Annotated in this window: 13 protein-coding genes and 5 tRNA genes; 1 reads left to right on the top strand and 17 read right to left on the bottom strand. The window is 43.8% G+C overall.

The genetic code is table 11. From position 1 onward, the window contains the following. Window positions 1-296: 296 nt before the first annotated feature. A complete protein-coding gene (locus tag H8K52_RS00320) occupies window positions 297-1,466 on the top strand; it encodes a YagK/YfjJ domain-containing protein (RefSeq protein WP_186920524.1) in 1,170 nt (389 codons plus the stop codon). A gap of 102 nt (window positions 1,467-1,568) precedes the next feature. Here the strand turns inward: H8K52_RS00320 and H8K52_RS00315 are convergent, their stop codons facing one another. From H8K52_RS00315 to truA, 17 genes are all read right to left on the bottom strand, one after another. Beyond that, a complete protein-coding gene (locus tag H8K52_RS00315) occupies window positions 1,569-2,792 on the bottom strand; it encodes a tyrosine-type recombinase/integrase (protein WP_186920523.1) in 1,224 nt (407 codons plus the stop codon). 186 nt (window positions 2,793-2,978) lie between these two features. Next, window positions 2,979-3,071: transfer RNA gene (locus H8K52_RS00310), tRNA-Leu, on the bottom strand. Between the two features lie 71 nt (window positions 3,072-3,142). Further along, window positions 3,143-3,216 (bottom strand) — tRNA-Cys (locus tag H8K52_RS00305). Between the two features lie 98 nt (window positions 3,217-3,314). After that, window positions 3,315-3,390: transfer RNA gene (locus H8K52_RS00300), tRNA-Gly, on the bottom strand. A 42-nt stretch (window positions 3,391-3,432) separates the two neighbouring features. Beyond that, window positions 3,433-3,508 (bottom strand) — tRNA-Gly (locus H8K52_RS00295). 38 nt (window positions 3,509-3,546) lie between these two features. Continuing rightward, window positions 3,547-3,622: transfer RNA gene (locus H8K52_RS00290), tRNA-Gly, on the bottom strand. Window positions 3,623-3,665: 43 nt separating this feature from the next. Next, window positions 3,666-4,262 (bottom strand): CDP-diacylglycerol--glycerol-3-phosphate 3-phosphatidyltransferase, encoded by a 597-nt coding sequence (gene pgsA, locus H8K52_RS00285; protein ID WP_186920522.1) that lies wholly within the window; start codon window positions 4,260-4,262, stop codon window positions 3,666-3,668. Between the two features lie 99 nt (window positions 4,263-4,361). Continuing rightward, window positions 4,362-6,236 carry an excinuclease ABC subunit UvrC gene (gene uvrC, locus H8K52_RS00280; protein WP_186920521.1) on the bottom strand — a complete coding sequence of 625 codons (1,875 nt, stop codon included), beginning with the start codon at window positions 6,234-6,236 and terminating at the stop codon, window positions 4,362-4,364. Further along, the gene (gene acpS, locus H8K52_RS00275; RefSeq protein WP_186920520.1) at window positions 6,229-6,681 is read right to left on the bottom strand and encodes a holo-ACP synthase; all 453 of its coding nucleotides are present in this window, start codon (window positions 6,679-6,681) and stop codon (window positions 6,229-6,231) included. Before acpS ends, uvrC begins: the two co-directional genes overlap by 8 nt. After that, a complete protein-coding gene (gene pdxJ / locus H8K52_RS00270) occupies window positions 6,678-7,436 on the bottom strand; it encodes a pyridoxine 5'-phosphate synthase (protein WP_186920519.1) in 759 nt (252 codons plus the stop codon). The genes acpS and pdxJ overlap by 4 nt, the downstream gene beginning before the upstream one ends. Further along, on the bottom strand, window positions 7,433-8,206 hold the full coding sequence (gene recO, locus H8K52_RS00265) for a DNA repair protein RecO (RefSeq protein ID WP_343044120.1): 774 nt from the start codon (window positions 8,204-8,206) through the stop codon (window positions 7,433-7,435). The genes pdxJ and recO overlap by 4 nt, the downstream gene beginning before the upstream one ends. A gap of 79 nt (window positions 8,207-8,285) precedes the next feature. Then, complete coding sequence (gene era / locus H8K52_RS00260; RefSeq protein ID WP_186920517.1) at window positions 8,286-9,179, bottom strand: GTPase Era; 894 nt, start codon at window positions 9,177-9,179, stop codon at window positions 8,286-8,288. Window positions 9,180-9,198: 19 nt separating this feature from the next. Next, a complete protein-coding gene (gene rnc / locus H8K52_RS00255; RefSeq protein ID WP_186920516.1) occupies window positions 9,199-10,053 on the bottom strand; it encodes a ribonuclease III in 855 nt (284 codons plus the stop codon). 9 nt (window positions 10,054-10,062) lie between these two features. Beyond that, window positions 10,063-10,458 (bottom strand): DUF4845 domain-containing protein, encoded by a 396-nt coding sequence (locus H8K52_RS00250; RefSeq protein ID WP_186920515.1) that lies wholly within the window; start codon window positions 10,456-10,458, stop codon window positions 10,063-10,065. A gap of 15 nt (window positions 10,459-10,473) precedes the next feature. Further along, on the bottom strand, window positions 10,474-11,370 hold the full coding sequence (lepB, locus tag H8K52_RS00245) for a signal peptidase I (protein WP_186920514.1): 897 nt from the start codon (window positions 11,368-11,370) through the stop codon (window positions 10,474-10,476). Next, window positions 11,367-13,160: a translation elongation factor 4 gene (gene lepA / locus H8K52_RS00240; protein ID WP_186920513.1), complete on the bottom strand. Its 1,794-nt coding sequence runs from the start codon at window positions 13,158-13,160 to the stop codon at window positions 11,367-11,369. The genes lepB and lepA overlap by 4 nt, the downstream gene beginning before the upstream one ends. 187 nt (window positions 13,161-13,347) lie before the next feature. Beyond that, window positions 13,348-14,166, bottom strand: coding sequence for a tRNA pseudouridine(38-40) synthase TruA (gene truA / locus H8K52_RS00235; RefSeq protein WP_186920512.1), 819 nt, complete (start codon window positions 14,164-14,166; stop codon window positions 13,348-13,350). Window positions 14,167-14,214: the final 48 nt, after the last annotated feature.

Below are 14,214 nucleotides of genomic sequence, written 5' to 3'. Positions count from 1 at the left end.
TTTCACAAATTAATGACAGAAATACGACACTAACTTTCAGGCCACGTATAGGCTAGCATTCCCACTTTTTTTATCGAGCCTAGGTATAAATTTAGGCCATTTCGCGTAAATAACAGAAAGAAAATATTTGTAACTAATAAAATAGAATATTTAAATATACTAATCAACTAGACCATATACAACTATTAAGCCATTGGTAACGGACTTAGCAATAATCAGCACCGAATTGACTTCATCAGGACAAAGGACAACAAAATCATCACACGTGACGCAACACAACATTAGGGATGTCTACAATGGATAGCATTACTGAAATTGAGCGAGTCAATGAGCATCTTTTTTTCAATGCTTCACTCACTTTAGTCCAAGAGGATAAAGAAACAACACATGCTTTAACGTCAGAATTTGATTACTACACTACACTCTTTAGGATCGAGAAATTAATACATGAACTAAAAAATGATGACATTCTTCACCACAGATTTTGGCTAAACTGTCAGAGTCGCCCACAACTTAGACAGGTTCATGGCGATCGCTTAGGCAAGAAGTTTCTGGCTTTATTGCTAAAGAGCCCAGTAAGTCCAATTGCCATCCAAACGAAGAACCCATCACACGCTTTTCACCCTAGCTATTTATTGTTTATCGGGGCCATAAAGAGATACCAACTGGATTTGTTAACTATTGCCGACCTACACAATCATCAGGGTAAAGCGGATCACTTGCTGAATCAACTCAATGCATGTGTTCAATTTATTCAGAAAAAAGCGCAGTCACTCAAGTTTGCAAAAAAATGTAAATCTCACAACCGCTCTTCGCTCAAGAACTTGCGTGGCTGCTTTCGTCTGGTTGACCATTTATTTAGACAACGATCAAGGCTGCTTGTTGTCCGAATCGACTTAGGCTACTTACGCAACTATAAATATTTATCTAACGACTTATCCGCCGTAAGTAAGCACGAGTGTTTTGAACATCGTGCAAATTTCATCAAAAGCCTAGGTGCCATATTTCGCAACAATGAACTATGCGCGTACATAGTCAAAACAGAATTCAAGCCACAGAAAACGTTTCATCATCACGTTGTGATTTTTTTAGACGGGTCAAGGGTACGCCAGGGAATTTCAATTGCAGAGATCTTATGCAGAAATTGGAATAACGTTATCACTCAAGGCAGAGGTACGTCGATTAATCTTAACGAAAAATATGCAGGACATGACAACTGTTATATTGGGATGATCCATCGAAGTGACATCGCGATGATTAACAACCTGAAGGAACGCGTTATTGGTTACATCTGCAAACCAGATTACTACTACCGCTTCGTTGCACCACCAGGTCAACGAGCTTTTTGCAAGAGCGAAATCAAAGAAAAAATCACCAAGCACAAGAAATCTAAAGCAATTTCATCGCGTGGAATCATCGCTACGCAACTACAAAAAGGATACCCGCAATCGCAATACATTCACTGAGCCTGTGTAAAGTACATTTTTACGAGCTTTTCAAGAGTCATCACTATGTCTGCCCGAAAAAAGGTGATGACTTAGTAAGCGTGATGGTGCAATTGAAAACAATCAGGCTGTTTTTAACGATATAACTTGCGCTCCCAGTTTGAGCTGATCAAGGTAGTCCGCCCATGCTTGCATCATTTTACGACGATCATCGATATACTTTGCCTTTTGATACACGCCCTTAACTCCCTGGACTAAATGAGATAGTTGGCGATCGATTGTATTCTCATCCCAACCCATCTCAGCCAACATTGTCGCAGCAGTATGTCTAAAGCCGTGAGGGTGAATGATGTCGCTGCCATACCCCAAAGACTTCAGAGCCTGATTAATTGTAATTTCAGATAATGGGCGCAACCCTGATCGCACTCCAAAAACATACTCCCCCATACCTGTGATCGAATACAATGACTTCAGCTGTTCAACTACCTGCGATGCTAGCGGCACGATATGATCGATCTTTGTCTTTGAACTAAAGAAACGCCACTCTTTCGTTTCAAAGTTAATGTCAGCCCAACGTGCTGTCCTCAATTCCATGGGACGAGTGAATACCATAGGTAAAATTCGAAGTGCAGCGACTGTAACCGGCGCGCCGCCATATCCTTCAATATCGCGTAGCAGTAGTCCAAGAAGCTTGGGATCTGTAATGTGCGAAAAGTTCTTTTGTACATGCGCCTCTAACGCACCACGCAAATCAGCAGCGATATCGCGTTCGGCTTTACCGGTAGCAATTGCATATCGCCATAATTGTCCCATCTGCTCGCGAACACGGTTTGCAGTTTCTGTAACGGGCTTACCCTGCTTATTTTTTCGGGCAGCGATACGACGTAGGCACTCCAGTAGGGCCGGTGCTTTAATTTCGTCAATGGGAATTTGACCAAGGTATGGAATTAGGTCGTTTTTTAGGTAAGCCAAAGTGCGCCCTGAGTGACTCGCGGATAATGGCATAATCTTCAACTTAAACCACTCCATAGCAACGGCCTCAAACGTACTTGCAGCATCAATCTGTTTTACGGCGTTTTGAGCCTTTCTAACTTCAGCTGGATCTTCGTTGTTTGCTAAAAGCTTTTTTGCCTCATCGCGGCGATTACGGGCATCCTTAAGTGAAACCTCAGGGTAGGTACCAAACGACAATAGTTTTTCCTTACCTTCAAAGCGGTACTTAAAACGCCACCATTTACCCCCTTTCCCATTTGCGGGATGAAGCAACAAATATAAACCGCCTTCATCGTACATCTTGATAGTTTTATCGCCGTGCTTCGCATTTTTTATAGCGGTATCAGTGAGCATTTCGCACCTCTTGGGGGTAACTTTTTGCAGGAGTGATTAGGGGTAAGTGAACTTACCCCCAATGTTACCCCCACAATTCGCTGGATGTAAATGGACGTTAAAAACCTTTAGGCGACAAAAAACCCGCATTCTCATAGTGAGTAAGGCGGGTTATTGGACTACTTGGGACTACTTAAAACAAACTAATGGTGCCCGAGGCCGGAATTGAACCGGCACGCCCCTTTTACGGAAAGCGGCGGATTTTAAGTCCGATGTGTCTACCAGTTTCACCACTCGGGCACTCAACTTGCTTCTAGCAATTTGCTAGCTTGTTACTTAATGACAGTTCGAAACTTAACTATCAAAATTCTTGGAGGCGGGGGTCGGGATCGAACCGGCGTCTACGGCTTTGCAGGCCGCTGCATAACCACTTTGCTACCCCGCCAAGGGTTGCTATTTTATTTGTGCATTTTCAACCTAACACAAATAAAAAGCGGAACAACTTACTAATGAAAAAGGGAAGCTGTGCTCCCCTTCAAATTCTGGAGCGGGAGAAGAGTCTCGAACTCTCGACCTCAACCTTGGCAAGGTTGCGCTCTACCAACTGAGCTACTCCCGCATATTACTTCTAACTTCTACAACGCCATTCCCAAAAAAAACTTGGAGCGGGAGAAGAGTCTCGAACTCTCGACCTCAACCTTGGCAAGGTTGCGCTCTACCAACTGAGCTACTCCCGCATCGCATTTCTTTACTACATCGCCACTCCAAAAAAACTTGGAGCGGGAGAAGAGTCTCGAACTCTCGACCTCAACCTTGGCAAGGTTGCGCTCTACCAACTGAGCTACTCCCGCATTGCGACAACAGCCGTGCATTATATAGCACCAGAAAAAGTTGTCAAGATTTATGATCCATAAGTTGATCAGCTTTTTCTTTGATCAGCGGCCAAGCTTTCTGCAAATAATAAAACATCGACCAAACAGTCAACACCGCAGCAACCAACAATAAGACCTGCCCCCACATGATGGTATCAATCACACCAAACAAGTCACCATAAAAAAGCAACATCGGAATTGCCACCATCTGCGCTGCCGTTTTAATTTTACCTAGTGAACTCACTGCGACTGACTTTGATGCCCCAATCTGCGCCATCCACTCACGCAACGCAGAAATCGTAATTTCGCGTCCAATGATAATGAATGCGATGACCGCATTAACACGATTCCACTGCACCAAAACCAGCAAGGCGCCAGCAACCATCAATTTATCGGCAACCGGATCCAAGAAGGCCCCAAATGCCGAAGTCTGATCCCAACGTCGCGCTAAAAAACCATCCAGCCAATCGGTCAATGCGGCAACAATAAAAATCAAGGTTGCCGCTAAATTTTTTTCAAATGGACTGAGAACGGTGTCTGGCAAATAGAAAACACCAACCACCAAAGGAATCAGTGCTACACGTAACCAAGTTAACAAGATGGGGAAATTGAATGGCATTTTTTGAGATCATTTGGAAATTCACTACATTATATTTTGCCTTGAGCTTTCTCTGACATTTAATTTGAGAAATTGCAAACCAAAGCAACGAAAACGAGATTATCGCAAGCGCTGATAAATTTCCTCTGCAAGAGCTCGCGAAATGCCTTCTACCGCCATCAAATCTTCGACACTGGCATCCTCAACTCCTTTAATACCGCCAAAACGTGTCAGCAAGCGCTGGCGACGTTTTGGACCGATACCATCGATATCTTCCAGCTTCGATGTTTGTCGTGCCTTAGCGCGCTTGGCTCGCATTCCTGTGATGGCAAAACGATGTGCTTCATCTCGCACTTGTGCGATGAGCATTAAAGCCGCGGATTCCTTGCCCAACTCTTTCGGTTCTCTGCCGTCAACGAACACCAAAGTTTCGAGACCAACTTTGCGCCCTTCACCTTTGGCGACACCGACGATCAAGCTGACGTCCAATCCCAACTCTTCAAACACTTGTCTTGCAACTTCCACCTGACCTTTGCCACCATCGATCAAAACAATATCCGGCATGATCGCGGCAATGTCGATGTGATCTTCGTTGGCGATACCAAACTTTTCAAACCGACGATAAATCACCTGACGCATCGCTGCGTAATCATCACCGGGCGTAATGTCCTTAATATTGAAACGCCGATATTCAGCATTTTGCATAGCGTGGTGATGAAACACCACACAAGAAGCTTGCGTGGCTTCGCCATGTGTATGGCTAATATCAAAACACTCGATACGAAATTGATCTATATCTAGTACTTCGATGTCCAATGCATCGAGCAATGCTTTCGTTCGTAGTTGCTGCGCGCCCTGCTCCGACAACGCACGTGCCAGTGCTAAACTTGCGCCTTTTTCTGCCATTTCCAACCAAGCGCGTTTTTGTTCTTGTGGTTGAAAACTAAGATGAATTCGATGCCCACATTGCTCCATCAATGCCAATAGCAATTCAGGCACATCAATTTCCACGTTCAAGATAATTTGGCTAGGTATGAATTGATCAATATAGTGCTGCGCAATAAATGCGATCATGACTTCCACTTCTATCGCTTCACTCAGTGCAGCTTGCGCCAATTCGAGATGACTAGGGAAATAAGAGCGATCACCTAAATGGCGGCCGCCTCGAACCATCGCTAAATTAACACACGCACGACCACCGTCAACCGCGACAGCAATAATATCGATATCAGCATCACCAGCTAACTCCATACTTTGCTGATGCAAAACTTTTGATAATGCAGACATTTGATTGCGCACAATAGCCGCTTTTTCAAACGCCAAATCTTGTGCGTAGCCGAGCATTTTCTGTTCTAACTTCGCCAGCACTTCGGACTGCCGACCGCGTAAAAAATTGGCCGCATTTTCCACATCAGCTTGGTAGTCTTGCGCGGAAATAAAATCGACGCAGGGAGCACTGCAACGATGAATTTGATGCAGCAAACATGGTCGGGTACGATTGGCAAAAACACTATCTTCGCAGCTGCGCAACAAGAAAATTTTCTGCAATAACTGCATTGACTCTTTTACCGCCCACGCCGATGGAAACGGCCCAAAGTACTGATGTTTCTTATCAATCGCTCCGCGAAAGTAAGTCATGCGCGGTGTTTCTTCTTGTGTGATTTTGAGATACGGATAAGACTTATCGTCACGAAATAAAATGTTATATCGTGGCTTGAGTGCTTTGATCAAATTATTTTCCAAGATCAAAGCTTCTGCTTCGCTACGCGTAACCGTTGTCTCGAGACGCGCGATCTTTGCGACCATCATGGCAATCCGTGGACTACTGAGATTTTTTTGAAAATAACTAGAGACTCGTTTTTTCAAGTCGCGCGCTTTACCGACATATAGCACTTGATCATTACTATCAAAATAACGATAAACGCCAGGCAAATTCGGAAGCGCAGCGACCAATTCCAACACATCTGCGGGAGTGCTGACGATGTCTTTACTCATGATGAAGATCCGATGTATGACCACTCACACGCCTACCTGCAACTATGTCGTCCATGCACTGCTCCACGATGACATAAGCAATTGCAAACTCATCTTCGTCAGACATCGATAAATGCGCGGATAGATTTCTTGACGACATCCATGCCGCCAATTCACCTTGCCAATGCAATTCTGGACGCCCCAACTCCGCACTCAAAATTTGCAATGAATGCCAGTTCATTGGGTGTCGCACGCCCAAACCTATGGCCTTTGAGAAGGCCTCTTTTGCCGCAAAACGGGTAGCTAAGAATAGAAGCGCACGGCGCTGTGATTGCACTGCGCGCTGTTGATAAATGACTTGCTCGTCTACACCTAAAATCTTCTCCACGAAGCGCTGAGGATGGCGCTCTAATGCCGCTTGAATGCGCGAGATTTTGACAATGTCAGTACCAATACCAAAAATCATTTGGCATCCAGTCTCGCCTTCACCATCAGCGCTTTCATATCGGCGATGGCTTTTTGCCAGCCGACAAAGATCGCCTGCGCAACGATTGCATGACCAATATTTAGCTCTGAAATGCCGCGAATCGCTGCTATCGCTTGTGTATTGGTAAAGTGCAGGCCATGTCCTGCATTAACTTTAAGCCCTAGACTTTGAGCAAAATCGACACCCTCCGCAATTCTGGCTAATTCACCTGATTGGGTGGACGCATCATGTGCGTCAGCATAGCGACCTGTATGTAGCTCAATGACTGGCGCACCCAAATCACGGGCGGCCTGAATTTGCTGGCGATCAGCATCAATAAACAAACTGACGCGAATACCTTCTTGTTGCAATTGCTTAGTCGCCGCCTCAACTTGCTTATAAAAACGAATTACGTCCAAACCACCCTCAGTGGTCACCTCTTCGCGGCGCTCAGGCACCAAGCACACATCTTGGGGTCGAATATGGCAAGCGAAATCAATCATCTCCTGCGTCACAGCAGCTTCCAGATTCATACGAGTTAACAAACGCGGGCGTATTTCTTCAACGTCCTTATCTTTGATGTGTCGGCGATCTTCACGCAGATGCAATGTAATGCAATCCGCTCCTGCCTCTTCTGCTAGCAAAGCTGCTTTAAGCGGTTCTGGATAAATCGTACCGCGCGCATTTCTCAACGTCGCAACGTGATCGATATTAATTCCTAAATCAATGCTCTGTGTTTGTCCGTGTATGTTCATAGCTTTTGTAAATCAATTAAAATTTGACGGGTATTTAACGGCGCACCATGCAAATGAAAACTCAATAGAAAGCGCATTAATTGCTTGCTTTGTGCCTGTGTCTGCGGATCCACATAATCCCCATTAATCATATCCAATAATGTTTTACCGGATACTCGAGGCAGATTTTCACCAAGCCCTCCCTCGCGCACTCCAACACCGGGCTCTAGCACATAAAGTTCATTGGCACTAATTTTCGCTCGCGAGCTGACACAATAACTCAAATCGCCGAGCAGGCCAGCCTGTTGTAAAAGTATAAGCTCAAATTTACGCAATACAATTGCGGCTGTTTCGTTATGAGCTAGCTGATTTAATGTCGAAACATAGGAATCAAATAAGATGGTGTTGATTTCATCTCGCACCAAAAATTTTACTAATAGCTCATTCAAATAAAAGCCGCATAGTAAGGCTGTTTTTTCCAAAGGAAGCATACCACCAACCCATTCAGCAACCGTCAGGGTACGAATCTCCGACTTGCCAGTCCAGGAAATATTCAAAGGTTGAAAAGTTTGCAGCACACTGCGCAAGGCGGACGTCGGACGTTTGGCGCCCTTAGCAACCAAGGATAATCGTCCGAATTCACGAGTAAACACATCGACGATTAAACTGGTTTCTTTGTATGGATAAGAATGAAGAACAAATGCGGGTTGATGTAAGACCCGACCATCTTTTACATTTTTTTTTGCGGGAGAAGATAAAGTAAGGACACTAGCCGAACTCAATTCAGTAATACTACGCGTTCTGCGTTTAGGGATCGTCAACGCAGCATTTAGCTCTTTATCCAATCAAATTCTCACTAATACGCGATCACTACTCGTAGCCATAGGCACGCAAACCAGCCTCGTTATCAGCCCAACCGGATTTGACCTTGATCCAGATTTCGAGATAAACGGGACCACCGAACAACTTCTCCATATCTTGTCGAGATTGTGTGGAGATATCCTTTAGGCGAGCGCCCTTATTTCCGATCACCATCGATTTGTGCCCATCACGATCCACCAAAATGGCCACAAATATGCGGCGCAAATTTCCCTCTTGTTCAAATTTCTCGATTAAAACTGTACTAGTGTACGGCAGCTCATCACCAACAAACCGAAACAATTTCTCCCGAACGATTTCGGTTGCGAGAAATTTCTCACTACGATCTGTAATATCATCCTCACCAAAAACTGGCGGATTCAGTGGTAAATATTTTCTAGTTTCTCGTTCTAAATTATCTAACTGAAACTTCAACGTCGCAGAGACTGGAACCACTGCAGCGAACGGAAATAGAGACATAACCTTCTGTGCGAAAGGCATCAAAATCGCTTTATCTTTGACTCGATCGGATTTATTGATCACCAAGATGCAAGGAACATTCTTAGGTAATAAATCAATGACTTGTTGATCGGCAGCACCAAAGGTTCCCGCTTCAATAATATACAAAATGACGTCAGAGGCCATCAAGGTATTCGTCACTGTACGATTCAAAGTCCTATTTAGAGGATTTGAGTGGCGTGTTTGAAAACCAGGAGTATCGACATAAACAAATTGTGTATTGTCTTTGGTTTGAATCCCTGTAATCCGATGACGAGTAGTCTGTGCTTTACGCGAGGTAATACTGACCTTAGCACCAATCAACGCATTCATCAGAGTCGATTTACCGACATTAGGACGCCCAACAATGGCGATATAACCACAACGATACTCTGAATTATCTGACATAACATTTCATCTTTATTGTTTATTTTTGTGAAGTCTCTGGCACGGTTACGTCCAAAGAAAGCTGTTCTTCGTTAGTAACATCAGCCACTCGTGCTGATACAGCGGCATCGTTGACTTTATTACTGGTTTGTATCGTTGCGATGCCAGCTAATTTCAATTGTGAAGTACGTGGTTTAGATTTTTTGCCATTAGGGGTCTTCGACAACAACTTAACAGCAGTTTCTAGTGCCAGCTTGGCTGCTGCCTGTTCCCCCGCTCGACGACTTCCGCCTGTACCGAAAACTTGAATTTCCAACTTAGGTACCAGACATTCAATTTCAAATTCCTGATTATGTGCTGCACCATGAGTCGCGACAACGTTATATTGCGGCAGTGCGATTTTTTTACTTTGCAAAAACTCTTGCAACAAGGTTTTGGCATCTTTGCCCAAAGTTGTTGGGTCGACTGACACCAGAATAGGTTCATACAAAGAACGTATTACCCTACGCGCAGCCTCAAATCCCGCGTCAAGATAAATGGCACCAAACAAAGCTTCCAACGTATCCGCCAAAATTGAAGGACGGCGAAAACCACCAGATTTTAATTCTCCTTCACCCAATCGCAGAAATTGGGAGAGTTCCATTTTTTGCGCAATCTCAAACAAGGATTGCTGTTTGACCAAATTCGCACGAACCCGAGATAAATCACCTTCATCAATGCTTTCAAAGGTGTCGAATAAAATCGAAGCGACTACACAATTGAGTATTGAGTCACCTAAAAATTCCAAGCGTTCATTATGGCTAACGCTATGACTTCGATGCGTCAATGCTTGCTGCAAAAGTGCAACATCATTAAATTGGTGCCCCAACCGCTTTTGCAACAACTGTTCGTTCATAACCCCTACTTACTCTTGTTTCTTTTTAGTCGATCCACTTTTTGCAGTGGTGCCCTCATATTCAAGCAATAAACTTGCAGGTCCAACTAATGGAATCTTTTTTGTGTAGAAAAAACTGACCTCCAAGCCTGTTTCACTTTTTTCGATGATCAGATCACTTGCTGCTAGTGAGGTGATATAGCCGACGTCGGCCTGCTTACTAAATGCAGTTTGTATTTCTTTCGCTGAGTTTCCATTCGATTTAGCATATTGAACAGCGCGTTTTATCGACACATATTCAATTACAGTCGGTACGATCTTAGAAGCTAACAATACGATCACCGCAAGAATTCCCAGTACAAAAATCAAACCGATCAGGGACATCCCACGATGCTTTTTAATTGGTAAACACTGACGAACATGCATAATCTCTCTCCGTTCTTATTGAAAACCACCAATACGCTTCAAATCACTAAAATTCATCCAGATGAAAAAAGCTTTTCCGACAATATTTTGATCAGGAACAAATCCCCAGTATCGACTGTCCTGACTATTATCACGATTGTCGCCCATCATAAAGTAATGCCCTACTGGCACCTTACATGTCACGCCTTCGGCATTGTATTGACATTGATTAGCGTATGGAAAATCCGCCTCACCAAACATATAAATTCCAGGCTGGCGGTCATCATCATTTAACACCTTATGGGCTAAGTTGTTTGATTTTTCATTAAATTGTTTAGAATAACTTAGCTGCGAACCTTCATGTAAGAAATCAGCCTGGCTTTCATATTCGCTTGCCACCCCATTGACCGTTAGTTGCTTATTCTTGTACACCACCGTGTCACCTGGAATCCCCACTATCCTTTTTATATAATTTTGTGTCGGATCTTTGGGAAATTTAAAAACCATAACATCGCCGCGCTGTGGATCATTGATGGCAACTATTTTTTTATCAATGATAGGCAAACGAATCCCGTAAGTAAATTTATTTACCAAAATAAAATCACCAACATAAAGCGTAGGAAGCATCGACCCTGAAGGAATTTTGAATGGTTCGAATAAGAATGAACGCAATACAAAAACCAAAGCGATCACCGGAAAAAAACTTCCTGAATACTCAACCCATGCTGGCTGCCTCAATAAACTCGCTTCTAAAGACGCCCGCGCAGACGAATTAGCATTTGTCTTTTGATCAAATTCACGCAAGACAGTTATTGCATTTAACTTTCTCTTTGGCGCCAATACAAAACGATCAAAAGCCCAGATCAAGCCAGTAACTATCAGAAGGACAAATAGAATTAAAGAGAAATTCCCAATTAACGATTGCAAACTCATTTTTCTTCCACCTGTAAAATGGCCAAGAATGCTTCTTGCGGAATTTCCACAGAACCCACTTGTTTCATACGTTTTTTACCAGCCTTTTGTTTCTCCAACAATTTACGCTTACGGCTAATATCACCGCCATAGCACTTTGCGAGGACATTTTTCCGTAAGGCTTTGACGTTTTCACGAGAAATAATATTTGCACCAATTGCCGCCTGAATCGCAACATCAAACATTTGGCGAGGAATCAGCTCACGCATTTTTGCAGCGACAGCTCGACCGCGATAATGCGCATTCGCGCGATGTACAATAATGGCAAGAGCGTCAACTTTTTCGCTATTGATGAGCATGTCGACTTTGACAACATCAGCCGCACGATACTCTTTAAACTCATAATCCATCGACGCATAACCACGTGAAGTTGACTTCAGACGGTCAAAGAAATCTAAAACAATTTCTGCCATCGGCATTTCATAAGTGAGCTTCACCTGCCGACCGTGATAATTCATGTCCATCTGCACGCCACGCTTAGATGTGCACAAAGTAATCACTGAACCGACATATTCTTGCGGCATATACAGATTGACCGTCACAATAGGCTCGCGAATTTCTTCAATCTTTGAGGGATCTGGCATCTTAGAAGGATTATCAACCATCAAAATGGTGCCATCGCCCATGACAACTTCATACACCACGGTCGGCGCCGTTGTGATGAGATCCATATCAAATTCTCGTTCCAAGCGTTCTTGCACAATCTCCATGTGCAGTAAGCCGAGGAAGCCACAACGAAAACCAAAACCTAGAGCCTGAGAAACTTCGGGTTCATACATTAACGCAGCGTCATTTAATTTCAATTTTTCCAAGGAATCTCGAAGCGCATCATATTGATTAGCCTCAACTGGAAATAAGCCGGCAAACACCTGTGGCTGGACTTCTTTAAAACCTGGCAAAGGTTCGGTCGCCACACGACCAACGGTCGTGATTGTATCGCCGACCTTTGCCGCTTTTAATTCTTTAATTCCTGCAATAATAAAACCAACCTGTCCTGCCGATAATTCGGTCCGGCTCAAAGACTTCGGCGTAAAAACACCAACACTTTCAACTAAGTGTTGCGCTTCAGTTGCCATAAAAAGAATTTTGTCCTTTGGGCGAAGCGTGCCATTCACAATTCGCACTAACATCACGACACCAACATAATTATCAAACCAAGAGTCAATAATTAAGGCTTGCAATGGTGCAGTGGGATCCCCTTTCGGCGGCGGCACTTTAACAATCAAAGACTCTAAAATATCGCGAACACCCAAACCCGTTTTGGCGGAGCAATGCACTGCATCGCTCGCATCAATCCCAATCACCTCTTCAATTTCACTAATCGCGTTATCCGGGTCAGCTGACGGCAAGTCAATTTTATTCAAAACAGGAACGACTTCGACCCCTAACTCAATAGCCGTATAACAATTTGCAACCGTTTGCGCCTCTACCCCCTGTGAAGCATCTACTACCAACAAGGCACCTTCACAAGCAGACAGTGAACGACTCACTTCATAGCTAAAGTCCACATGCCCCGGGGTATCAATCAAATTCAAATTATAAATTTGGCCATCGAGCGATTTGTATTGCAAAGCGGCTGTTTGTGCCTTGATCGTAATTCCCCGCTCACGCTCAATGTCCATCGAATCAAGAACTTGTGCTTCCATTTCACGATCAGACAAGCCCCCGCACAATTGGATAATACGATCAGCCAAGGTGGATTTACCATGGTCGATATGGGCGATAATAGAAAAATTACGAATATTATTCATTAGATAGACTAAAAAACCGATTACAAAAAAAGGCGCTAAAACTGGGCAGCTTACCCAGGCGAGCGCCTAAAATTTGGGTTATGCAAAAACGTCATTTTACCGGATTTCGCCCTTGACTGCCCTAATTTCCTTTAAGCAAGTCAAAAACACCTTGAATTTTCACCAAACAGCAAATGAAAAACGCACCTTAAAAATGTAATCCATATGGCAGATTTTCGCCATTCACACTTGGCAAATCCCACTTTTCATCATAGCCAATTTTTGCCAGATATAAACCATCAGGCATAAAAGTTGGTGCTGCGAGGCTTCGATCTCTCGTTTCCATCAATTCTTGAATCCACACAGGATCCCGTTTTTGCATCCCAACAAAAATCAATGAACCAACAATATTCCTAACCATGTGATGTAAGAATGCATTTGCGCGCAAAGTAAATACAATCAAATCATCCTGTCGACGTATCTTCACTTCGTACATATGCTTGAATGGCGATTTTGCTTGACAGCCAGCAGCACGAAAAACCGTAAAATCATGCTCGCCAACGAGGTACTCGGCTCCTTGCTGCATCAACTCAAGATGCAATGGACGGAAAAACCAACCAGCTTTGTCAGCCCATAAAGGTGATCTGATGTTAGCGTTGTATAACAAGTAATGATAAGTGCGAGAAAAAGCACTGAAGCGTGCATGAAAAGCGCTTTGATCTTGCGCATCAACAGAAATTTGTCGCGCCCATCGCACCGCAATATTTGGTGGTAAAAATGCATTAACGCCATTCACCCAAGAATACAATTCTCTTTGTAATACGGTATCAAAATGCACAACCTGCTCAATAGCGTGCACCCCAGCATCGGTACGCCCAGCACACATAGTATGAACTTCCGCCCTAACAAATTTAGCCAGCGCCAACTCAAGAGTATCCTGAACCGTGTTTCCACCTGGCTGTGTTTGCCACCCTTGGTAACCAGTACCTTGATATTCAACCCCTAAAATAATTCTATTTAACGTCATCAATCAATACACTTAAAATAAAAATGGGCGCTGAAAACCAGCGCCCTT

It is taken from the genome of Affinundibacterium seohonense, assembly GCF_014284305.1.
GTDB classification, from domain to species: domain Bacteria; phylum Pseudomonadota; class Gammaproteobacteria; order Burkholderiales; family Burkholderiaceae_D; genus Undibacterium; species Undibacterium seohonense.
The sequence above is the reverse complement of the archived record's forward strand: the minus strand, read 5'-3'. Positions and strand labels throughout refer to the sequence as shown.

Coding starts and splice junctions, on each gene's coding strand:
- pdxJ (WP_186920519.1), bottom strand. CDS start 7,436: ATGAACATACACGGACAAACACAGAGCATTGATTTAGGAATTAATATC.
- acpS (WP_186920520.1), bottom strand. CDS start 6,681: ATGATTTTTGGTATTGGTACTGACATTGTCAAAATCTCGCGCATTCAA.
- lepA (WP_186920513.1), bottom strand. CDS start 13,160: ATGAATAATATTCGTAATTTTTCTATTATCGCCCATATCGACCATGGT.
- rnc (WP_186920516.1), bottom strand. CDS start 10,053: ATGAACGAACAGTTGTTGCAAAAGCGGTTGGGGCACCAATTTAATGAT.
- lepB (WP_186920514.1), bottom strand. CDS start 11,370: ATGAGTTTGCAATCGTTAATTGGGAATTTCTCTTTAATTCTATTTGTC.
- H8K52_RS00250 (WP_186920515.1), bottom strand. CDS start 10,458: ATGCATGTTCGTCAGTGTTTACCAATTAAAAAGCATCGTGGGATGTCC.
- pgsA (WP_186920522.1), bottom strand. CDS start 4,262: ATGCCATTCAATTTCCCCATCTTGTTAACTTGGTTACGTGTAGCACTG.
- H8K52_RS00320 (WP_186920524.1), top strand. CDS start 297: ATGGATAGCATTACTGAAATTGAGCGAGTCAATGAGCATCTTTTTTTC.
- uvrC (WP_186920521.1), bottom strand. CDS start 6,236: ATGAGTAAAGACATCGTCAGCACTCCCGCAGATGTGTTGGAATTGGTC.
- era (WP_186920517.1), bottom strand. CDS start 9,179: ATGTCAGATAATTCAGAGTATCGTTGTGGTTATATCGCCATTGTTGGG.
- H8K52_RS00315 (WP_186920523.1), bottom strand. CDS start 2,792: ATGCTCACTGATACCGCTATAAAAAATGCGAAGCACGGCGATAAAACT.
- truA (WP_186920512.1), bottom strand. CDS start 14,166: ATGACGTTAAATAGAATTATTTTAGGGGTTGAATATCAAGGTACTGGT.